We start from the raw sequence: 22,291 nt of genomic DNA on the forward strand, positions 1-22,291 counted from the left end.
TTCATAGAACGTTTTGTTTTCAATCTCCTCACTAGCCTATATAAACCTTGTCACTTATTTTAACTCTATCAATGATTATCCCTTGACCCCTGTAATAGCGATTCCCTCAATAATTTGTTTTTGTGCTATGACATACACAATTAAAACAGGGACGATCGAGATTACAGTTCCAGCCATCATTAACGACCAATCAGCCGTATAAAGTCCCTTAAATTGATTCAATAACAAGGGAACCGTAAAGTTGGTCGGTGAGTTCAAATAAATAAGAGGGTCGATAAAGTTATTCCAAGCACCCATAAACGTAAAAATACCAATTGCCGCTAATGCAGGTCGAATAAGAGGCAGAATGACACTCCAATAGATACGGAAATAACCAGCTCCGTCCATGACCGCTGCTTCTTCTAACTCCTTAGGAATGCCCAGCACAAATTGTCTTAGTAAAAAGACAGCAAATGCATTAAATAATGCTCCAGGAACAATTAACGTTAAGTGAGTATCTAACCATCCTAACCAATCCATCACCAGGTAAAGCGGGATCATAGTAACCTGCTTTGGAATCATCATTGTTGCTAAAAAAAGGATAAAGAGCAGATTAGCTCCTTTAAACTTTATTTTTGCAAAGGCATAGGCAGCCATCGATGCGGTAAACAACGTTGCTACGACAATAATCATCGTGATATAGAAACTGTTAAAGTAAGCCTGAGCAAAAGGCATTGCTTCTAGCGACGAGCGAAAATTATTCCACACGAATGGATCTGGAATCCACTTTGGTGGAATGATAAAGATTTGCGACATATCTTTTAATGAACTGAGTACCGTCCAAATAAAAGGAAAGACCATGACTAACGCTCCAAAAATGAGTAAACCATGGAGAAGGAACTTTGATCCCATTTTCCCTTTTCCTTTTTTACCTACGGTGACCTTAGGAACGGGTGATACGACTACTTTACTGTCCATAATGAACCCACCTATCTTGAAGCTTGAATTGAATGAGTGTGAACGTAAGAATTACTACAAATAGTATCATGGCTGCAGCTGCACTTTTACCCATCGTGAAATCGACAAATGCCTGATCATAAATATGAAAAACCATCGTGTAACTTGCCTTAGCAGGGCCACCATTTGTCATAACAAACGCCTGATCAAATACTTGAAACGATGATATAATCGTCATAATTGTGACAAAGAATGTCGTTGGTGTAAGTAAAGGTAACGTGATATGCCTAAAACGTTGGAACGTATTGGCTCCATCAATTTCTGCTGCTTCATAATAACTTCTTGAAATCCCTTGTAGACCAGCGAGGAAAATGACCATGTTATACCCTAGGCCCCACCATATACTTAGTAGTGCAATAGAGGGAATAACCCATTTTGTATCAGTTAGCCAATGTGGGCCGTCAATTCCGATCTTTTCAAGCATTTGGTTTAAGATCCCAAAATCCCCGTTAAGAATCCACATGAATATAATACCGACTGATACCGAACTCGTCACAACTGGCATAAAAAAGAAAACTCTATAAAACTCTTTTCCTTTCACTTTATTTAAAGCAACCGCTAGTATAAGAGCGAGTGCAATACCAATAGGAACCACTAATATCATGTAGTAGACTGTATTGACAATCGCTTTTCCGAAGTCGGGGTTCGTGAACTGTTCGATGTAATTTGAAAGCCCAACAAAGTTAGACGACCCAAAGCCATTCCAATCTGTAAAACTTAACCATAGAGCGTACCCTAAAGGAATAAGCGAAAAAATAAGTAAGCCTATAAGTTGTGGTCCAATTAATAGAAAACCCCACAAGTTTTTCCGTCTATTCATATACTCACCTCATTGAATGGAGGCCGGGACCTATCTAAACTGTTAAACTGAAATGACGAACCGTCATAGCATAGTGAAGTATAGTTTAGAAGCGACTGCATTTACACTATCTATAGTTGATCGTATTTCCATTTGTTCTAACATGTTAGCCCCGGCCATATTTTTCTTATTGAGTAGCCTCTTCCCGTTCTTTGATCAATTCAACAATATGATCGATTGTCGTTTCAGCATCTTGCTTGCCTAAAAACATAAGATCCATCTCTTCTTCAATATCTGCACTTAATCCAGGGTATTGTGCATCATAAGCTAAGTTTGAACCATGCGTAAATCCATTATTTCTAGCATCTAGGAAATAGTTGAAATGTTTAGTTGAATCTGTAGCTGCAAGAGTAGCGTTATCCGCATCAGGGTGAGATGGCATGGCACTACCACCTTCTCCTGTTCTCAACTCTTGGCCTTGTTGTCCGACATAATAGGAAACAAACTTCATTGCCGCTTCCTTATTCTTGCTAGATCCATTTACAGCCATATAAGCAACTGGCACTCCCACCGGATTTTGGATTTGATCTGTATTACTAGGTAAATAGATGTAATCATAGTCTAAATTTGGATTCTGATCAAATTGAGGTGTAAACCATCTTCCACCTGAAATCATCCCTACCTGATTCGACATAAACATGGCATCTACACCTTGACCTTGTGGTAAGGACCCCGCATAGATCGCATTTCCATTTTGAACTAATTGATCCATGAACTTGATTCCTTCTTGTCCTTTTTCATTTTCATGTAAGACAAGTTTTCCGTTCTCATCAAAGATTTGACCACCATTTGACCAAATCCAGCTATACCAATGCCCCCACCAATTTTCTAACACAAATCCTTTTTTATCAGCAGCCATTAACTGACTCGTCACTTCTTCAAAGGTGTCCCAGTTCCAATTACCCTCATCATAATATTCTTGTGGTGTCTTAACTCCCGCTTCTTCAAAAACCCCTTTGTTATAGTAAATAACCATCGGATTCACATCCGGTGTTACCCCATAATACTGACCATCTTTTTTAGCTGGTCCGTATAATCCCTCTGGAAAATCCTCAAGTTTTGAATAACTATCTTCAGTAGCAAAGAAATCATTAAGAGGTTCAACAATACCTGCTTCAATCATTTTTGCCATGGTCGGCTCATGTGCATAGAACACATCTGGACCACTGCTACCTTGTAATGATGTTAAAAGCTTCTGTTCATACTGTTCTCCAGGAGAAGGTACCATTTCCACTGTAATGTTCGGGTTTTCTTCCATAAACGCATCTACTGCTCGATTATACACTTCAATTTCTGCCGGGTTTCCCCAGGCTTGAAACGTAATTTTCACCTTTTCATCCTTGTTCGTCGTTTCGGAATCCTCATTTTGACTATCAGTTGACGTATCTTCACTATTACATGCAGCTAAAAAGACAACACTCATGACAACTAACAATAGTAGAAACTTTAAAATATTTTTCATGATTGCCCCCCGAGAAATAGAATTTTAGAACAGTTCACACTATATTCCAAATATTCCTCCTTTGTATTTGATTTCAATTGCTTACTTCAACATTACCAAAAGATCATTGTAAACGTTTTCAAAGATGTAACCTAAATGTTAAAATTTTGTATAATATTTTAACTTCTTTTAAAACTAACAAAAAAAGAGCAACAATTAGTTGCCCCGTTATCTTCTTAAAATTTCAGCTTATTCGCTATGTTTAAGTATGTTTTGTTCGACTAATTTTCGGTATTGGTGTGGTGAATACTGCGTATGTTTTTTAAACAGTAAGCTAAAGTATTGACGGCTATTAATACCCACAAAGGAAGAAATTTCGATAATAGGAATGTCAGTATCAGCTAATAGCATTTTGGCTTTTTCTATCCGTAAATTAGTTAAGTATTCCATAACCGTCATATTGAAGTGCTTTTTAAAAATTCGATGAAGATAACCAGGATGAAGATTGACAGCCTCCCCTATCTCCTTCATCTTCAGATCACAATCATAATGATGGTGAATAAACTCGATGACCTTCTTTAAATAGACGTTCGTCTGCTGATGTTCAATTTGTTTCTCCTTTTCATCAATAATGATTCTGCAAATCTGTATTAACAACTGAGACAGATGTAGTTGAACCATCATATCTCTTTCCTCTTCCTTCTTATCTAGTTCAAGGACAAGATTTTTCAACGTATGGAAGATTTCATTTGAATCCTTTAATACAAGATAGGACTGACTGAATGTCGACAATTCACTTAAGCGCTTACTTTTACTAGCTAGTTCTTTTATGGAAGGAAACATTCCTTGCTTTTCAACAAATGATAGTTCGATGTTTAACATCCGGCAAGGAGCATGTTGTTCGACAACCAATTGGTGCTCTAAATTGGCATCAAGTAAGACGAAATCGCCTTTTTTCATTGAAATGAGTTTGTCCCTAATTAAAACTGTACATTTCCCCTCAATCACATACATAATTTCTAAGTCATCATGAGTGTGATAATCCATTTGAAAGGTTTCCCATGTCTTAAAGTAATAGGCAGAAACAGTTGGGTGGTACTCCTTTTGTAACAATTCCCGTTGATACAAACGATAAGAACCCATTATAACCTCCTAATACAAGCATGTTGTTTTCATTCTTCTATTCTAATCCCTATTTGTTTTAATTATATTCTATGTAAATCATTAAGATGCTTTTCCTAAAACCTTTTCCACCTCAGAAATAAAAAAGCCGGCGAAATTTTCAACTGTCAAAAACTCAGGAAGTGTCTGCTCGTGCATGTCGAGCATACTTCTCGCTTAATATGCTCACGAAGTACCTCAAGTACCCGCATATTATCCCTTAGCAGTATTATCAACGCTTAACCATTCTTTAACTGCTTTCCATAATATAAACTCACTTACAATATAAAGTTATTTGACTGAGATTAATTTTATCACTATAATATTAATCTATTACATTCATCTAATGAAGAGATTAAACTAAATATAAGAAATAGAGAGGTAGGTGAAATTATCTTAGACGATTATAGTAGGTGCATCCGGTTTAGAAAGACAGCAAGTGGCCCCTCCGTTCCGTAGTCTTTTCCTCAAGAAGCTAGGTTAAAAAAAAGAACGAACTCGCTTCGTTATAATTTCTAGGAGGAAAAGAATGAATATAAGAAAGAATGTAAAAACAGATTGGACGACATTTGCTGTTAGTGGAGGATTTTTATTCCTCTTTGTCATTATTTCACTAATTGATATTGGGAAGGTTGAGGGGTGGGTAACTGAATCCTTCAATTGGTCAGTTACCTTTTTTGGTGCGTATTGGCAGTTATTATTACTAGGAAACTTTGTGATCGGTATTATTTTAGCTTTTTCAAAATACGGTAATCTGAAACTAGGTAAAATGGAGAAACCTGAGAATGGTTATTTCCGTTGGATTTCGATGATTCTATGTACACTTCTAGCTAGTGGTGGTGTATTTTGGGCTGCATCAGAGCCAATCTATCACTTTGTTACAACGCCACCGTTGTTTGAAAGCGATGGGATGACACCGCTAGAGGCGATCATACCGGCTTTAGCCCAAAGCTTTGTACACTGGGGCTTTCTAGCTTGGGCTTGTTTAGGTACATTAACAACCATTGTCCTCATGTATGCACATTATCATAAGGGATATCCACTTAAACCACGTGCCATTTTATATCCTATTTTCGGTGAGAAAATATTTCATAAAAGTATTATCGGTTCAACAGCCGATATCGTTTCAATTATTGCAGTAGCTGCAGGAACAATGGGACCGATCGGATTTTTAGGTCTGCAAATTGGGTATGGTCTGCATTTTTTATTCGGTATTCCAAATACGCTAGCAACAAATATGATCGTTGTTGGAGCCCTCATTCTTATTGCTGCTATATCCGTAGCAAGTGGTGTGGACAAAGGGATTCAGTTCTTAAGTCGTTTAAATATTATATTCGTTGTGTTATTAGCAGCAATCATTCTCATCATTGGCCCAACGATGTTTTTAATAGACTCTTTCATTGGTGCCCAAGCTTTTCAACTACAGCATTTTTTCGAAATGAATTTATATCGTGCAGATCAAGCTTGGCTTGGTTATTGGACTGTATTTTTCTGGGGCTGGTTCCTTGGGTATGCTCCAATGATGGCGATTTTCATAAGCAAAATATCGCGAGGTCGTACAGTTAGAGAGCTTATTGTAGCGGTATCTATTATCGCTCCGTTGGTTAGTAATTTCTGGTTTGCCATTGTTGGCGGTACTGGGTTATCTCATGAGCTCAAAAATCCTGGTTCCATTTCAGGTCCATTAGCTGATGGCGGAATGCCCGCGACCGTAATGGCAATTATGGACCAACTACCAATGGGATTATGGATGGCTGTTGGGTTCTTAATCGTTAGTATCGTGTTTGTCTCGACAACCGTTGATTCCATCTCCTATACAGTAGCAGTCACCTTACAAGGAACAGAACATCCACAAAAATGGATGAGAGTTTTCTGGGTCGTATTATTTGGTATGTTAACGGTCGTACTACTAACAATTGGTGAAGGAAGTATACAGGCATTGCAGAACTTCATTGTCGTCACGGCAGTACCTGTTTCAATATTGCTCCTACCACCACTATGGAGTGCACCGAAAATAGTGAAGCAGATGGCTAAAGAGCTTTCTGTTGAATCTAGGAAATAAGTGTTAGTAAAGATAAGAGCCTGGGACAAAAGTGATTTAACTAAAATAAAATCCGAACTCTCTTAGATGGCGGACGTAAATCGCTCCTGAAATATACTTCGCTTTCCGCGGGAAGCCGGTGAGCCTCCTCGCACGCTTCGCTACTGCGGGGTCTCACCTTTGGCTTTATCATCCCGCAGGAGTCTACGTATATTTCATCCGCTGCGTGATTGCTTTGTTCGGTATTTCAGTTAGACACTCTATTTCCCAGTCTCTTTTTTTTGTAAAAAAAGCTAGACAAACCTCATTCTTACCTAACAATATAATCAGATAAATCCAAACCTAATTCATCTATCCCCTCTACAACAAGCTCCGCTATCTTCAACGCACCATACTCGCTAAAATGAGTATTATCAGGCGGTGTTGTTTCGCCGGTTCGTTGATACCAGGCAAAGAGCTGTTTTGTCTTTTCTTCCCCTAACTCGGTATAGAGTTCGCGTGATTTTTCCAGCAGATCAATTAGTGGGACCTCTAATTTTTTAGCAAGTTCTTTCATCGCATTAGGGTACTCACCCAGTGTCCGAACGAGTTCACCATCAGCAAAAAACCTGCGACTTACAGGGGTAATAAGAATTGGTTTCGCACCTTGTTTTTGTGCTGTTTCAATATACAATGTCAGGTTCGTTTGATACATACCCCATGGCTCAGTTCCTCTTGTTGGGTCTTCTAACTTTTGATCATTATGTCCGAATTGAATAAAGAGATAATCATCTTTGCTAAGGGCATGCTCAAGCTCCAGTAATCTTCCTTCATCAATAAAGCTTTTCGTACTGCGACCACCTTTTGCTTTATTTATTACGTTCACTTCACTAGAGAAAAATTGTGGTAGTTGCTGTCCCCAGCCTTGATGATTTCCTAATTCTTCTGCAACATCTTCAACTGTTGAATCGCCAGCTAAGTAGATCTTGATCGTCGCACTATTATCTCCGGCTCGTTTACTTTGATTATTAATAAATTCCTTCATCATATCAATTTCAACCTCTTCCTCAGTTAGTTGCCGAGCCCACTTCACTCTATTTTCCTTATGTCCACCAGGACCATAACTGTCAACTTCCGCATAAAATGCTGTCGTTTCCGCTTCCGGCTTTCCCCAATTATGCCAGCCTTCCTTTTTGATATGCTCCCCCATCCAGCAATTCAAGAAAACAGTTTTTGCAAAATCACGCCATGGTCTTCCTAAATAAACGGTATTTGCTGCTGCTGTGCTCGTTAACCGGCAATTATAAAAAACGAACCCAAACGGATCACTCTCTAGCGTTGAGGCTGCGGTTATGTAGCCATTTGGATCTGCATCCCGGTTAAGGCTAACAATATTACATTCCTCAAACAGAGCGGTTCCCGAACCGAAAATGAAATCGACATCACCCTCAATGTAACAGTTGTAAAAATACTTCTTCTCACTTTACCCTCAAGTCCATCACGAGGACCACCGAATGACTCTCCTTTTAGTGGCTTTGGTGGTAAAGGTGCAAGAAAAAGTGTATCTTGCTGCCCTAAAAATGAACAATTTTCAAATGTCATTTGATCCGCATCTACATACGCAGCAACCGCTTGACCGACAATGGACCCACTCCCTGCTGAGTTTTCAAATATGATGTTCTTGGCAGTAAAATCGTTACCAATGAACAAGGCGGTTGCCGTTGCAAAAGTTCCGATTGGTCTGCCATTCTCATCCTTCATTAACGCATAATCATCATATGTTATTTTCACTTTATCTCTTGCTGTTCCTTCTAACGTGAGGTTCGAGCGATCAATCACTACCTTTTCCTTGTAAACTCCTGCTTTTACAAAGATATGGACAGGATCAGAACTGTCCTTCGGTAACGAATTGACCGCTGCTTGAATCGTTCGAAAGTCTCCACTACCGTCCTTTGCGACAATCATTTCAGGACCCTCCTATACATATGCTTGTAAAAAGGAACAAACCTCCGCCCGCATTTCTGCTGTCTCAATATGCCCGCATCCAAACCGAAGCATTTTCCACTTCTCAGAATGACCTATTTCTTGATAGTACTTTGACAACTGCTCGTCAATGCGAAGAAAACCTTCAACAGGAGTGAGGCGGTCATGGTTACCGACTAAACTTAAATGTGGACGGGGAGTTATACATTGTTGAATATCTGCTGTTTGAAAATAGTTTAGTAGCTTCGGAACATAGGAATACAATCCATGAAAATCTAATCCCCGTGCCCGGATTAACGAGTCTGCGTCAACTTGTGCACAAATATCGATACAAACACCCACTCGCTCATCAAGTGCAGCTAACCACCAAGCCATTAACCCACCCATTGACATACCAACAGTGGCTAATCTAGTTGAATCAACATCCTCTCTTGTATGGAGATAGTCCACCACACGCATGCTATCGTACACCATCATGCCCCACATTACTTGCCCATTCCAAAGCATTTCCTTAAATAGTTCACTTTCGCTCTTTCCTCGACGATCACCAAATCCCCACGCATCGATACAGATCACACCATACCCTAAGTCTGTTAACTGTTTTGCATAAGACACAGATTGAAGATAGTCACTACTTTTCACTAACTCTGTTTTACCAATGTGAAATTGTCCTCCGTGCGAATGGTTAAATATCACCGTAGGTAATTCTTTTTCGCAGTTAGCAGGTTTTACAAAATAGGCTGGCACTTGTTCTAGACCATTCAAGTCCAACACTAATTCCTCAAGAACATAGGAGTCAATGAGCTGGTCGTTTATTTTCCTTGCTTGGATATCACGAGTACGATCTGGTACATCACCTAGCAATTCGAAGAGCTTTTTTCGGCGAGAATGTATGTCCATAGTGGGGTTATCATCCTTCCATATCTATAATTAACTTTTCAGATTCGGCTATGAACTGTAACTTGATTATGTCGACTAGCCCCATAATTTAAAACGCTTACATTACCTACTATTATAAGAATTTTTTCTAATTTATGTCAATAAAGCATTCAACCTACCATTTAGGACAAGGCGCTCATAAGAAGGTCTTTTTAAACTGACAGTTGTTCATATTCTTGCTCGTTTAATTATTGAAAAGCATCAAAAGAAGCATCCCTTGTTAAAGGAATGCTAGTCATTTAAATAAGAAAAGAGAACTTTACTTATTCTCTGAAAAACTAATTGTCTCATCGTATTCACCTAGATTTGTTACCCACGTAAGAGAAATTGTCACATTAGAACTTCAACCCGTTCCCATCCTATTGAATTACTTTACTCTTTTACTAATCGTTTCTTAATCAATCGGATAATCCATACAATGATAATCAATGCTATCATTGCCCAAGCAGTATAGACGATAATAGGATATTCTGAACGTTCGACCGCAATGCCGATTAAGGCCCAAATAAACACTAGTGGATAGACGAGATCACGATTAAAGATCATAAACCAAATCGCTAATGCTGCAGCAACAATCAAAAGGAAGGCAGTCCAAATTTCCGGTGCGATACCAAATGTACTAACCTCATTCACGGTTAAGACAATCCCGACATTAACAATCGTGGCGACTGACACCCAACCAAGATAGACGGAGAAAGGCAGTCTAAATAATGAAGGACCTGTCATCCTATCAATCCGTATATAAATAACAATTAAGCTCAGTAATAGTCCGATCATCGCAATAAGTGTTAAATTAAAATACTCATAATGGAATAAAAGCAGCCAAGCAATGTTAAGGGTACAGCTAATGACAAACCAATAGCTGACTCGCTCATAAATGGGATTGTTTTTTGTTTTCGAGAAAAATTGTGCACCTACCCAAACGATGAGTAATAGGTAAACAAGTCCCCATATTGCAAAAACATAACCAGCAGGTGTAAACATCACTCCAAGACGATCCGAGATCTCCCCAGCTGTTTGTCCGTTGATTGGTATTGTATTTGATAAATAGTTCACGATTAAGACTGCAACAAGTGCAATGGCATTAATGATCGCTAAACGACGATTCATGATAAACACTCCTTTTTTATCTATAATTATCCTATTCCTCCCTCTACCCGATTATTTAGGAGATTATGTTATCAATTTGAACATACGTCGACGCTTCTCACAGAAAATGTTATAAATTACGTTCTTTTATGGTAGCTTAGCAAGCTTGCTGCTCTTTCTTTCACTTCAATAGGTAACGACTGTTTCAGTGCTTCCTCTAACAATTGCGGATACTCTATTCCATTAGTCCTCAAATACCTTTCAATGAGCAACGCTTTTTCTTGTTTGCTTGGAATTAACCAATAGAGGATATACCAATCTTCTAGTGAACACAAAGGAATATCCACTCCATTTATTTTTTTGTGAGTTACAATAGATTCCTGTTGTAGCGAGAGCATATAAATCCCTTCTTCATGTTGTATTGCAAAACCAGCCATGACATCAATATCAGTTTCATTAATTTTATACTTAGAGAAACTCTTGGTTCGAAATGGATCAGAACTTAATGCCTCTTTCGGTTTCCCGATTGATGACATTATTGCATTTAGCTTGATTGCATTTCTTTCATCTACCAAAATATCTATATCGTTAGGTTTATCAATGATGTTATAGAAACTAAGTAGAAGTGAACCACCAACTCCCCAAGTGATATTGTTATTATTTATTCTCTCGCCGATTATAGATAATGTTTTTAGCATAGTAATCCCCTGCCATTTCGTTGATATTAGCTGAAAAAGGGTTGTCAATATGACAAACCCTAATTGTGCACTTGCAAATCTTCTGTGTATTGAATCGCTCTCAATACTTAATTTCTTAACCGTTTAGTTGCGATATTAATAGAAAATGAAATAATGACTTTGGTTAGATAGTAAAATAAGATGATAAATAACAAAACCATTAAAGAAGAAAGAAAGATATGATCTAAATCAATTGTCAAACCTAAAACGTCTCTCCCTAGATATCGAGCAAAAATAACTGATATTAGCAATGCAATTAAATCATCGTATTTCGTCGCTTTTTTCAAAACCACAGTCTCACCCCCGAATCTATTTTTTTAGAAAACCCTTAAATATTCATGTTTCAACAAAAGATAACTAGTGTGTGGACACCGCTCCGGAAATACTTTTTATACTTACTCCACAATAGGAATCATTTTATCAGAATCAACAGGAAGGTCATTAACGCTATAAAATAAACGAGAGTTATCAGTTATTCTTAGTATTTTTTCATTGTTCCCACCAGGTATTCTTATTTTGGTGATATTATGATCAAACGCCTTTCCTGCTAGAATAGGCACCTTTGTCCCCTGCTTCGTCTCGCTCTCAAATCTAGCAGTTGAATAAGAACTATCACTCTCAAAACCGGTTAGTGGTTGGTCTCTATACCAACTAAACCCCTTTTCACTATCTGTGATACTAGCAACACCTAACGCTTGATCTTGTTCAAAGAAAACGATCGTTTCATCTTTATATTCTTCAACAGCTAACAAAATCGAATTTGAACTCTCTTGCTCCAATCCATATTTAATCGCATCTTCCTTCGTTTTATACCATTGAGGATTATCCTGGGTGCATCCCACCATAAGAAAAATTAGAGAAACTAATAAAAAGAAGTCCTTCAAAACATATCACCCCTAAAAGAGTTTCCTTAATAAATAAAACCACCGTTTTATTTTAACATTAATTTCCATTAAATTAACATAAAAAAACATCCCTTGCTGAAGGAATGTTGATTTAAATTGACGTTTTCACGTTTTGATTCAACTAAGGATGTGAGGCGTTAATCATTTGTTAATTTCTTTAAATACCACGCATCCATTGCATTGTGCTCTGAACCATCTAAGGCTCGGTCAAGTTTCTGGAAACCTAATTTGCCGTAGAGGTGATTCGCCACTTCTAGTTTCGTTAACGTTTCTAAATAACAATGGGTATAATACCTTTTAGCGTAATCGAGGGCTACTCGCATCAGCTCCTTCGACAGACCTATCCCTTGTACCTCAGGGGTGATGTACAGTTTTTGTAGCTCGCATATCCCCGCCATTTCTCCAAATGGTGCAATTCCGACACCGCCTACTACGATATCCTGTTCATTCACTGCTACCCAGTAATTTGCATTTGATTGTTGGTGATAAAATTCGGATAAACAGCTCAATTGTGGGTCAAAATAGGCTGTTCCTGGAATGTCTAAATCAAATGATTCTAAGGAGCGTTTAATAATTTGCTCCATAGTTTTGTTATCTTTTTCTTCTATTTCACGAATACGCATGAGTATCCTCCAATTTCTTCTAAGTATGTATACGGTGACAGTTTGCAAATGTCATAAAATCAGCTTTGACCTAATGCTTGCTCACCACTTCCAATTATAACAAAACATTAAACAATCAAAGCAAATGATGTATGTGAATAAATGCCCTACTTTTTTTACAACCATTAGTCATATGCCCAAGAACATTCACCTAAGCCTGCATATACTTCAGTATCATGAAGTGAGGAGGAGAAGCAGTGTATTCAATAAACAATCAAGATCACGTATCAACAGATCAGCGATTCGGATTAGGTTATGGTGCAGGGTTTGGCCGTCCTGGTTTCGGTCGTCCTGGTTTCGGTCGCCCCGGTTTTGGTCGCCCTGGCTATGGTAATCGTTATCCATTTGGTTTGCCTTTTTTAACAGGTTTAGCTGCAGGAGCATTATTAACTCCAAGACCAGTCTATGGCTATCCATATCCACCATATCCGTACCCTTATCCTTATCCTTATTATCCTTATTACTAATAAGTTTTAAAAATAGAGCACTGAAGATGAACTCTTCAGTGCTCTACTACGTATTTTAGTTTTCTCTACATTCTACTGCTTTAAATACATAACGTATATCTGAGAAAAATACGCTTCAAGCCGTTTTTCTAGCTTACCTTCTAAGGCATAGTAGGCTTCATCTGCTTTTTGAATTACTTCATAGAATGCATCTTCCTTTTTTTCATCCGCTTCCAATGCCTTAAAAAGCTTCCACAATTGTTCACCGTATGTCCTCTCAATTACAGCGTATTCACTAGCATCTATCTTCTCAAGATACTGACTTAAGTCTTCAAAATACTTAGTGCTTCCAACCTTCTCAATGTAATCTGACAACCAATTCAAGAGACCCTCATGTCCGCCACTTTCCACCTCTGAATAGAAATGATAGACAAGGGCTGCTTCATGGTCCTTCTCATTTGCTGACATTAGATCTACTTGACTTAAAGTCTCAACCATGAAATTCCAAATCTCTACCTTATTCATCGGCTCACCTCACCAATTCAGCTTCATATCCTTCATTTAAGTCATATCCGATCAACCTTTAAAATGGTTACTCCTAAGTCCTCTAACATTCGTCCGTACTTTAAACAATCCGCCAGCAAGCGGAAACTGTAATGCTTGATCGTCCGTCATACCTACACTCGCTGTTGTAATATAAAGTTCGTCTAAATCGGGACCTCCAAAAGCACAGGAAGTAATATTCAAGGCTGGTACTTCAATCTCGGATAGCTTCGTTCCGGTATGAGGGTTCCATCTTGAAACCTTTGATCCTGCCCAATGTGCAATCCAAAGCATCCCTTCAGCATCAATCGTCATCCCATCTGGCATGCCTTTTTCTTGTTCAAAATCTATAATATCCGTTCGGTTAGAAATGGTTCCCGTTTCGATCTCATAATCAAACCGAGCAACCTTTTTCGTTAACGTATCAATATAGAAGAATTTCGTCTGGTCAATCGACCAATCGAGACCGTTTGAGATGCCTACGTTGTCTAGCTTCTTCGAAAGCTTTCCGTCTGTGTCTAAGCAATAGAGTGCAGCTTGTTTGTCTTTGCCATCCTTCTCCATTGTTCCTGCCCAAAAACGTCCGAACGGGTCACATTTCCCGTCATTAAAGCGGTTCGTCGGTATGTCAGCTTCGACATGTTTCAGTAATGAAAGCTCCTCGGTTTCAACATCCAACAAATAAAAACCATCCTCTAACACGATAATCGCTTCGGTTTCTGTCCTTGGAACAATGGCACTGACGGCTTGCTCAAACTGTATTTTCCTGTGACTCTTTGTTTCTGGGTTATATATACAAACCTGTTTGCTCTTAATATCAACCCAATACAGTTGATTGTTTGTCCAGCATGGGCCTTCGCCTAGCAACGCTTTGTTATCTAAGACTAGCTCAACTTTTCCAATCATATGATCACTCCGATTATATAGTTAGTTTCCAGATAAGGACCTTCATTTTTTAAATAATTACTACTGTAAACATTCTTCGTTTCTGAATTAATTCCTCTTTTATACATCAAAGCATTAAAACTAACCAATGCTCCCACTTTGTTATCAACTCTTCTCTTAGAAAAATAAAGTGCCTGACCCCCTTAACAGTTACTGATAACTAGGGTCAGGCTCAATTTTTAAATTATAATATAATATCCTTTTCCTTTTCACGCTTCCAAAGAAAGCATATCAAGAAGAAACTAGTTCCTATTATAAAACAATACATAGCTGGTATAAACCATTGCTGCAGTCTAATATCAATGATGTTCGCAAGCAAATAGACAAGTCCATATGTAATCAATCCCATCACGATAGGTATTTGAACACCGATTAATGTAATATAATTCGGCATTAGGCTTGAAAACGCCATCGCTAATAGAGCGAACACCATCGCAATCACATAGATACCAACAACAGTTAAAACGATATAGTGAAAAAACGTGACATCATACCAATTCATCACAGCAATAAAGGCTTGAGTCGGCAGTTGAAAATACATCTCTGTATTGTTAAACGAATAGAGTCCTAAATAAATACTCATCAACACCGTGATCACAATAAAAGCACTAATAATTGCGGCGGCTGCTTTGATTTTGAAAATCCTTCTTCCTATTTGGGAACTATATTGTAAATGAACAACTTGATTAGAGCGATCTTTAAGATAGACTGGCGATATGATGAAGACGACACTCAAGATCACCGCGATGGCGACATTTATTATATATTCTTCATAATTCGAATATACGACTTCGGGATAAGCATCGTAATTCCCTGAACTAATAATAGCTTGAAAACGTGCTTCCTGAGAAGAGTCTGCGAATCCATCTAAATAATGTTCCACTTTCAACTCATTTTGATCATGATATTCTATTAACCTGCTCCGAGCTTGAAGTTCCCAAAAGAGATCGTTTTGTTCCTCATGCATCACTTTAAAACGAAGATCTTCTTGGTCTTGATGTTCCCTATCCCCACTGACAAAGTCATCATAAGACTCAATTCCAGCTTTGGCAAATTCCTCCCTTGCCTGAATATATTGATTCGCCTCGTCAATTTTCTTTTCGTATGATTGTTTAAAATCTTGGTAATCCTCTTCCTCCATTGAAGTCCCGTATTTCTCAATCATCTCAATTCCAACCCGGTATGAATCTAAACTGGGCCGCCCATTCGGAAAATGAGTGATGTGAAATTCAATAAACAAGAAGAATAGGACACAATTAATGAAAGCTAGCAACACTAACATTTTCCAATTTAAAATTTTCTTTATTTCATTTAATAGAATTTGCATGCAATTTCTCCTTAGTAAATGTCTTTTTTCTCAAACCTTTTGAGTACGATCCACCCTAATGCTAAGGTTAAAATGAACCAGGCACACACGGTTGTAAACTCATAATATTGAAACAACATCCCACCTCTTTTAACCATGAAAAACATATGCGGGTTCACGGTTAGTTGAGACAAATTATAGGAGGCAATATAGTGAAGCCATGACGATGTTGAAATGAAACTTGGCAATAGGAATGCAACCGCATAGAAAATGGCAAAAAGAAAAAAAGAGAAATAATTATTTCTTACAAATGTCGCTATCACAAAGGCAATTCCTGTAAAGAGGAACAGACAAACAACCGTTAGACAGATACTCCATAATAGGAATGTTGCAAAGGTCATCGGCCATCTAGACACATACGGCAGCTGATACTCCCAATTTAATGCACTACTTATTGAACTGGTCCATAAATGTGAGTAGTCAAATACAATAAAATATGTACAAAGAGTGCTTATAAATAGAAACAACATACATGCAGTTGCAGTAAGGAAGGATGCAATGAGCTTGTCTCTCATTAACCTCCGCCCCCTTTTTGAGGCATAGGTAATTAAATGTGTTTTCGTTTCGAACTCATAATTGGTAATGAAGCTTGTTGCCAGAACAATGATAATTAGTAATTCAAACATCAAATGTCCAAACAAAGTCCTAAATAAAAAGCTGTGCATCTTGTACGTTTCCCCTGAGAAAAACCATGTTTTATGTTCATTGTTGGCAATGAGCTCATCAAATCGATCTGATATGTTTTCATAATCAGTTCTTACCTTTTGTGCTAGGCTTCCACTTAGACCTGCGGTAGCAGCTTCTCCAAACTTTCCCCAATGAATAGACTCATATTGGGTGTCGATGCTTTCGGCCATATGTTTGTACATTTCTTTAAGCTGTAGATCTACAAAGAAAGATTGTTCCTCATCTCGATAGTGCTCCCATTCCTTATAAGAAACCTGACTTAGAAATTCATGAGCACTTGTCACCCTCTCGCTACGAATCATTTCATTTAACTTAGCAAGATCCTTTTCTAAATCTTGTTGAAAAAGATTCATTGATTCATCGGTTATATCTATTCCGTACGTTTCTGCCAATTGATTGGCAACGTTTAGTTCTTCTTTATATTGAGATGAATGCGTAAAAATCAGAAAGAGATTATACGCCGTAAACAACAGCATGAGTCCAATGATGACAGGCGAGGTGAACGCTTTTTGACATTCATACCAAATGATTCTCATCACATATCTACTTCAATTTCATCACGATATTCATAAAGAAACACATCTTCAAGACCAGGACTAACTGAATTCCAACCCTCTTTCATGTGTCCCTTATGGATAAATCTAATATTCATCATATCTAATTCTTGTTTTTCTGAAAGAATTAGATATGACTTTCGATATTCTTCTAGTTCATCGTAAGAAATATTGAATTCGTACACTGCTCCTTCGAGAGTTTGGCAAATGCCTTCAACCGATTCCTTGTAAAGAAGTTGCTGATTTTTTACCATAATCACTTCTTTTGAGATATTTTCTACATCTGAAACAATATGCGTCGAGATGATGATGAGTCGATCTCTTGAAAGTTCTGTCAGCATATTTCGGAATCTCGCTCTCTCTTTTGGATCCAAGCCCGCAGTAGGTTCATCAAGAATGAGAACTTTCGGGTTATTCAATAAGGCTTGGGCTATGCCAACCCTTTGAATCATCCCCCCTGAAAATTTCCTCATCTTTTTATTCATGACATCTTTTAAAGCAACTCTCCCTAATAAATCTTCAATAATGCGAATCGACTCTTTTTTGTTCAATCCTTTTAACGCAGCTAAATACAACAAGTATTGCTTAGGTGAGTAGTTTTTGTAATAACCAAATTGCTGGGGTAAGTAACCAAGCAACTCTCGGTATTCCTGATCCATAGCAAGAATATTCTTCCCGTCATAGAGAATTTCTCCTTCACTCGGCGATATTAATGTTACTAGCATCTTAATTAACGTCGTTTTCCCAGCCCCATTTGGTGCCAACAAACCGTAGACTCCATTGTCCAACTCAAGATTAATTTCTCTCAAGGCACAAAAGTCCCCGTAATTCTTACTGACATTTTTGATGACAATCATCTTAATAAGCCCCCTCAACTGGTTGATACCGGATAAAATGTTTTACTGAAACTAAATAAAAAGCAACGACTCCAACAAGAACGAACACATAAATTATTAACGGCATCGTTAGGAGGAGCTCGCGGTACAATACATGCCCAGAATTCAAAAGAAGCAGATTGCCTACCGTCCACACTGTCATCATCCCACCCACGACAACAGCTGAAGCGCGTTTTGATATAACGAATAAAAATAGAATAGAGAAAAGAAACAACCCTGTGTTTGAAATCATAAAAGCTCTGACAAACTCAATATCTTTATAAATCAAAGACATTAGTAAAATGGTGAATGCATTAAATAGAATCGATAGAACACTAAATACCAGCATCCGAAAGACGATGATTTGATACACATGATATTTACATGTCATCTCAACCTCCATCGTTCCATTCATAACTTTATTCAAATATGAATAAAGAGATAGCGTTACAAACAGAACAGGCGATACAAAAAAGAGATATCCATACAGATCATAATCATTCATGTCAGGCTTAAATAAGAAAATACCGAACAGCACAACAATGGAAATAAGTATAAATACCATCTCCGAACGATCAGATAGCAAATGCTTTAAACCAATTTGCTCATACATTTCTTTTAACAAAGAGAAAAAAGATAAGTTTCGTGCTGAAGTCTCATGAACAATGTCGTCAATTTGCCTTTGTATCGTCTGTTCATCGGGCATAGGAATATGAAATTTCTCCTTATCCATTGATAGGTCTCCTCATTTCATTTCTAATTTGTTTTAGTGCGACATAGTATTTCGTCTTGACGGTTGATTCAGGGATCCCCTCAATCTGAGCTATTTCCAAGAAGGTATACTCACCAAATAATTTGAGCCGCATAATATGCTGAGAAGCGGCATCGAGTTGATTCACTAAATCAGTCAATTGTTCTACTTCTTCCTTATACTCAAACGAAAGTGTGAAATCTGATTCATCCTCAATTTCAAATTCATCGATCGATTCTACCATCCGTTCATCCTTGTAGCTCCTCGATCGATAATAATCAACTAATCGATTAGATGCGACCTTGTAAAGCCACGTTCGAAAGGAGGCTTTTTTTGCGTCATAATTCACAATAGACTTAAGAACATTCACAAAGATTTCTTGCGTGATATCAAGAGACAACTGCTCATCAAGTGTTTGCTTATAGACAAACCCATACATTTCTTTATAGTATTTACAAATTAAATCATTGGCGGCTTGCTTGTCTGCTTTTTTCTGAATTTTACGTATCCATCGCTTCTCTTTATCCATACCTCACCTATACTCAACAATTTATCTATCGCTCTATAAGTATATCCGTAATACTCCTAGAAATAGTTTTAAAAAATGAACTAAAACGATAGATTTTTTTTATTACTAGTTTCCTAACATTCCAAATAATATGTTTAGTACCCAGGAGTATTGCTAGCTTGTCCAATTTCACCGAATTTACTTAATATGGTATTTTTGTGATAACCTATGTTTCAATGACATATCATAAAAACGTTACACCTAGTAAAATGGTAATAAAAGTATATAAGTAAGAGGCGAAATTTCTTTTTTTGGAGGAATATAGATTGGGAGATCACGATGAGAAATTAACAGAAGAGCAAATGCCTCCACAAAAAATATCTACAAGATGGTTCAGAAATTGGAAGGTCATAGTCGCAGCAATAATCCTTTTTATCGTGCTTATTATTTCAGCAATAAGCATGTATCAGCTGACCCATTTCAGTTCAAACACTTCTATTAATAACATCGATGTAAGTGGACTAACAGCGGATCAAACATTGGCAACATTACAATCCGCTAGCTTAACTAACCATATTTACATCGGAGAAGAACTCATTTTAGAAGGTACCGAGTCAGAGATGAGCTTTACAGAGGAAGACTTGCCTGAAATTAAGAAAACAATGAAAAATCAATGGTCTCTTTTTCCTTCTTCTAAAGAAAAAAAATATTATTTACAACCAGGTTCAGAGGATCAATATCGTAGCGAAGATTTGCGAAATGAGCTCGAACAAACACTTATCTCCATAAACCAACATTCACAAGCACCTATAGATGCATATGCACACGTAGAAAATGGTGAAATCACTATTTCTGAAAGCATTGATGGGGAACAGTATGATGTTTCCAGCCTTTTGGAGGCATATGATCAACACGAGTATACGAGTGAGATTCATTTACAGCCCATGTATTTGCAGCCCATTAAAGAAGACAATGAGATTGTCCAAAGCCAAGTGAAAAAATGGCAAGATTTTCTTTCGCATACCATTGAGTATCAAATACAAGATCAAACCTATCCATTAGAAGCGAAAGAGCTTATTATAAATGCCTCCTTCTCAGAGGAAATGGACATCGTAATCGACTCAGATACGATCAAAGAAAAGATAACCGACATTAATGACTCTAAATCAACATTAGAAAAGGACCTCACATTTAAAACGACCTCAGATTCAACTATTTCGGTTAAAGGTCAAGGGTATGGGTGGGCACTTGATGTTGAAAAAGAAGCAGCTATGATCAAAGAAGCTTTTCAAAATGGAGATAGATCTATTTCCGCCTCTCATATTATCGGAAATGGCTGGAATGGAGAAGGCTATGGCTATGACGTAACTTCAAACGCTGGCATCGGCACCACGTATGCGGAAGTGTCAATTGCCGAGCAAAAGATGTGGATTTACAAAGAAGGACAATTAGTCTTAACGACAAATGTCGTGACCGGTGACAGGAGCACACAACAAGATACATTAACAGGCGTATGGTACATTCTCTATAAACGTACTCCATACACACTTACAGGTGAAGATTATTCAATTGACGTAAACTACTGGGCACCATTTACAAACAGCGGTCAAGGCTTCCACGACGCAGCCTGGCGAAGCAATTGGTCTAGTAACGCTTACCTCAACGCTGGATCAAATGGTTGTGTCAACGTTCCTCCAGAAATAATGAAAAAGGTGTATGATTATCTAGAAATATACGATCCAGTTGTTATTTACTAAAAAGATAAAAACAGGAAAAGTCGATGACTTCCTGTTTTTTTTTTGACTTCAATTCATACATGAGTAGTGAGATACCTATGCTTTTTTAAAAATCAAACGATACTTAGTTAGTGCTGAGGCCTAGTTTCGTTACTTTATCGGTATAAATTAAATTTGTCAGTCAACTTTGGAATGATTTTCGGCAGTTCACTTCAAGCCCACTTTCAACCTATGTTGTATAATTGATAGAAAAAGAACGTTCAGTTTACCAGATTATCATAGTTGTAGATTCGTTGATAAAAGTTAGAAAACAGGACACGCCAATAGATAAAGGACGAAGCACAAGTAGCATTCATGCTACTTGTGTTTTTTTATTATTAGGGCAGACTTACACTTATGATCTAGCTAACTTCGCTCTTGTAACTGGTAATTAGTTAATTAGGTTTTTTTTCTATCGCCCTTCCGGTGGCTTAGGTTCATTTAAGTGGTAATCCGGTTCATTTACCTGTTGTTTCCACTCATAAATCATCTGATTTGGCTCATAATCTGGTTTGTCTCGCTCATAAACTGGTAGTTTATTCATTTAGAGTCTTTAACTATCAACCATCCAGGGGCTTAGGTGGATTTTAGTGGTTATCTGACGATGAAACCAGCTTGATTTACTCAGAAAAAGAGGCTAAACCCCCGGTTTTACAGTTTCCTTCCTCATTTTATGCAAAATAAAAAGCACAACCCATTTGGATTGTGCTTGATTGCCCGGCAACGTCCTACTCTCACAGGGGGAAGCCCCCAACTACCATCGGCGCAAAAGAGCTTAACGACCGTGTTCGGCATGGGAACGGGTGTGACCTCTTTGCTATCGCCACCAGACTATGTATATTGAACTTCGTGTTCCATCGTTGGAACCTAGTTCACATTGAAAGAAATAGTTCTCTCAAAACTAGATAATACGCAAGAAACAAATCAAGAATTGTATTGGATAAGTCCTCGACCGATTAGTATCTGTCAGCTCCACGTGTCGCCACGCTTCCACACCAGACCTATCAACCTCATCATCTCTAAGGGGTCTTACTGGATTACTCCATGGG

23 protein-coding genes, 2 rRNA genes and 1 pseudogene are annotated in these 22,291 nt (G+C 37.9%); 3 read left to right on the forward strand and 23 right to left on the reverse strand.

The genetic code is table 11. The features are described from left to right. Positions 1-75: 75 nt before the first annotated feature. From J7W16_RS07305 to J7W16_RS07320, 4 genes are all read right to left on the reverse strand, one after another. Positions 76-891, reverse strand: coding sequence for a carbohydrate ABC transporter permease (locus tag J7W16_RS07305; RefSeq protein ID WP_210596668.1), 816 nt, complete (start codon positions 889-891; stop codon positions 76-78). 55 nt (positions 892-946) lie between these two features. Beyond that, positions 947-1,816, reverse strand: a complete 870-nt coding sequence (locus tag J7W16_RS07310; protein WP_210596611.1) for a carbohydrate ABC transporter permease — start codon at positions 1,814-1,816, stop codon at positions 947-949. A 166-nt stretch (positions 1,817-1,982) separates the two neighbouring features. Beyond that, positions 1,983-3,317 (reverse strand): ABC transporter substrate-binding protein, encoded by a 1,335-nt coding sequence (locus J7W16_RS07315; protein WP_210596612.1) that lies wholly within the window; start codon positions 3,315-3,317, stop codon positions 1,983-1,985. A 228-nt stretch (positions 3,318-3,545) separates the two neighbouring features. Next, positions 3,546-4,439: an AraC family transcriptional regulator gene (locus J7W16_RS07320; protein ID WP_210596613.1), complete on the reverse strand. Its 894-nt coding sequence runs from the start codon at positions 4,437-4,439 to the stop codon at positions 3,546-3,548. Positions 4,440-4,986: 547 nt separating this feature from the next. Here J7W16_RS07320 and J7W16_RS07325 point away from each other — a divergent pair. Further along, entirely contained in the window at positions 4,987-6,519 is a 1,533-nt protein-coding gene (locus J7W16_RS07325; protein WP_210596614.1) for a BCCT family transporter, read from the forward strand. Positions 6,520-6,808: 289 nt separating this feature from the next. Here J7W16_RS07325 and J7W16_RS07330 read toward each other — a convergent pair whose 3' ends face one another. From J7W16_RS07330 to J7W16_RS07370, 9 genes and pseudogenes are all read right to left on the reverse strand, one after another. After that, the gene (locus tag J7W16_RS07330) at positions 6,809-7,522 is read right to left on the reverse strand and encodes a rhamnogalacturonan acetylesterase (RefSeq protein ID WP_210596669.1); all 714 of its coding nucleotides are present in this window, start codon (positions 7,520-7,522) and stop codon (positions 6,809-6,811) included. Between the two features lie 45 nt (positions 7,523-7,567). Continuing rightward, positions 7,568-7,930, reverse strand: a pseudogene (locus J7W16_RS22150) (pectinesterase family protein); the annotation flags it as partial. Beyond that, positions 7,828-8,442, reverse strand: a complete 615-nt coding sequence (locus J7W16_RS07340) for a pectinesterase family protein (protein WP_210596615.1) — start codon at positions 8,440-8,442, stop codon at positions 7,828-7,830. The gene J7W16_RS07340 and the pseudogene J7W16_RS22150, both read right to left, overlap by 103 nt. Positions 8,443-8,454: 12 nt before the next feature. Further along, positions 8,455-9,360 carry a dienelactone hydrolase family protein gene (locus tag J7W16_RS07345; protein WP_210596616.1) on the reverse strand — a complete coding sequence of 302 codons (906 nt, stop codon included), beginning with the start codon at positions 9,358-9,360 and terminating at the stop codon, positions 8,455-8,457. A gap of 411 nt (positions 9,361-9,771) precedes the next feature. Continuing rightward, positions 9,772-10,509 carry a TspO/MBR family protein gene (locus tag J7W16_RS07350; protein WP_210596617.1) on the reverse strand — a complete coding sequence of 246 codons (738 nt, stop codon included), beginning with the start codon at positions 10,507-10,509 and terminating at the stop codon, positions 9,772-9,774. Between the two features lie 116 nt (positions 10,510-10,625). After that, positions 10,626-11,186: a nucleotidyltransferase family protein gene (locus tag J7W16_RS07355; RefSeq protein ID WP_210596618.1), complete on the reverse strand. Its 561-nt coding sequence runs from the start codon at positions 11,184-11,186 to the stop codon at positions 10,626-10,628. A 107-nt stretch (positions 11,187-11,293) separates the two neighbouring features. After that, positions 11,294-11,518, reverse strand: coding sequence for a hypothetical protein (locus J7W16_RS07360; protein ID WP_210596619.1), 225 nt, complete (start codon positions 11,516-11,518; stop codon positions 11,294-11,296). A gap of 102 nt (positions 11,519-11,620) precedes the next feature. Next, positions 11,621-12,109 carry a hypothetical protein gene (locus J7W16_RS07365; RefSeq protein ID WP_210596620.1) on the reverse strand — a complete coding sequence of 163 codons (489 nt, stop codon included), beginning with the start codon at positions 12,107-12,109 and terminating at the stop codon, positions 11,621-11,623. A gap of 158 nt (positions 12,110-12,267) precedes the next feature. Continuing rightward, on the reverse strand, positions 12,268-12,753 hold the full coding sequence (locus tag J7W16_RS07370; RefSeq protein WP_210596621.1) for a GNAT family N-acetyltransferase: 486 nt from the start codon (positions 12,751-12,753) through the stop codon (positions 12,268-12,270). A gap of 245 nt (positions 12,754-12,998) precedes the next feature. On the opposite strand from J7W16_RS07370, the gene J7W16_RS07375 reads away from it, so the two are divergent. Further along, a complete protein-coding gene (locus tag J7W16_RS07375) occupies positions 12,999-13,259 on the forward strand; it encodes a spore coat protein (RefSeq protein ID WP_210596670.1) in 261 nt (86 codons plus the stop codon). A gap of 72 nt (positions 13,260-13,331) precedes the next feature. On the opposite strand, the gene J7W16_RS07380 is transcribed toward J7W16_RS07375, so the two are convergent. From J7W16_RS07380 to J7W16_RS07410, 7 genes are all read right to left on the reverse strand, one after another. Then, entirely contained in the window at positions 13,332-13,763 is a 432-nt protein-coding gene (locus J7W16_RS07380; protein WP_210596622.1) for a DMP19 family protein, read from the reverse strand. A 51-nt stretch (positions 13,764-13,814) separates the two neighbouring features. Then, positions 13,815-14,687, reverse strand: a complete 873-nt coding sequence (locus J7W16_RS07385) for an SMP-30/gluconolactonase/LRE family protein (RefSeq protein WP_210596623.1) — start codon at positions 14,685-14,687, stop codon at positions 13,815-13,817. 223 nt (positions 14,688-14,910) lie between these two features. Beyond that, positions 14,911-16,053, reverse strand: coding sequence for a hypothetical protein (locus J7W16_RS07390; protein ID WP_210596624.1), 1,143 nt, complete (start codon positions 16,051-16,053; stop codon positions 14,911-14,913). An 11-nt stretch (positions 16,054-16,064) separates the two neighbouring features. Next, positions 16,065-17,315, reverse strand: coding sequence for a hypothetical protein (locus J7W16_RS07395; protein ID WP_210596625.1), 1,251 nt, complete (start codon positions 17,313-17,315; stop codon positions 16,065-16,067). Then, positions 17,315-18,190: an ABC transporter ATP-binding protein gene (locus tag J7W16_RS07400; protein WP_210596626.1), complete on the reverse strand. Its 876-nt coding sequence runs from the start codon at positions 18,188-18,190 to the stop codon at positions 17,315-17,317. The genes J7W16_RS07395 and J7W16_RS07400 overlap by 1 nt, the downstream gene beginning before the upstream one ends. Before the next feature lies 1 nt (position 18,191). Next, the gene (locus J7W16_RS07405) at positions 18,192-18,941 is read right to left on the reverse strand and encodes a hypothetical protein (RefSeq protein WP_210596627.1); all 750 of its coding nucleotides are present in this window, start codon (positions 18,939-18,941) and stop codon (positions 18,192-18,194) included. After that, positions 18,934-19,488, reverse strand: coding sequence for an RNA polymerase sigma factor (locus J7W16_RS07410; RefSeq protein ID WP_210596628.1), 555 nt, complete (start codon positions 19,486-19,488; stop codon positions 18,934-18,936). Before J7W16_RS07410 ends, J7W16_RS07405 begins: the two co-directional genes overlap by 8 nt. Positions 19,489-19,829: 341 nt before the next feature. Here J7W16_RS07410 and J7W16_RS07415 point away from each other — a divergent pair, with 341 nt between their 5' ends. Continuing rightward, positions 19,830-21,224 carry a L,D-transpeptidase family protein gene (locus tag J7W16_RS07415; protein WP_210596671.1) on the forward strand — a complete coding sequence of 465 codons (1,395 nt, stop codon included), beginning with the start codon at positions 19,830-19,832 and terminating at the stop codon, positions 21,222-21,224. Positions 21,225-21,654: 430 nt separating this feature from the next. Here J7W16_RS07415 and J7W16_RS22155 read toward each other — a convergent pair whose 3' ends face one another. From J7W16_RS22155 to J7W16_RS07425, 3 genes are all read right to left on the reverse strand, one after another. Continuing rightward, positions 21,655-21,786, reverse strand: coding sequence for a hypothetical protein (locus tag J7W16_RS22155; RefSeq protein WP_283246029.1), 132 nt, complete (start codon positions 21,784-21,786; stop codon positions 21,655-21,657). Positions 21,787-21,957: 171 nt separating this feature from the next. After that, positions 21,958-22,073: ribosomal RNA gene (gene rrf / locus J7W16_RS07420) — 5S ribosomal RNA — on the reverse strand. Between the two features lie 105 nt (positions 22,074-22,178). Then, a 23S ribosomal RNA gene (locus J7W16_RS07425) occupies positions 22,179-22,291 on the reverse strand; the annotation flags it as partial.

Origin of the sequence: Halalkalibacter suaedae (assembly GCF_017939705.1) — a bacterium.
In the GTDB taxonomy this organism is placed as follows: Bacteria; Bacillota; Bacilli; order Bacillales; family Bacillaceae_D; genus Halalkalibacter; species Halalkalibacter suaedae.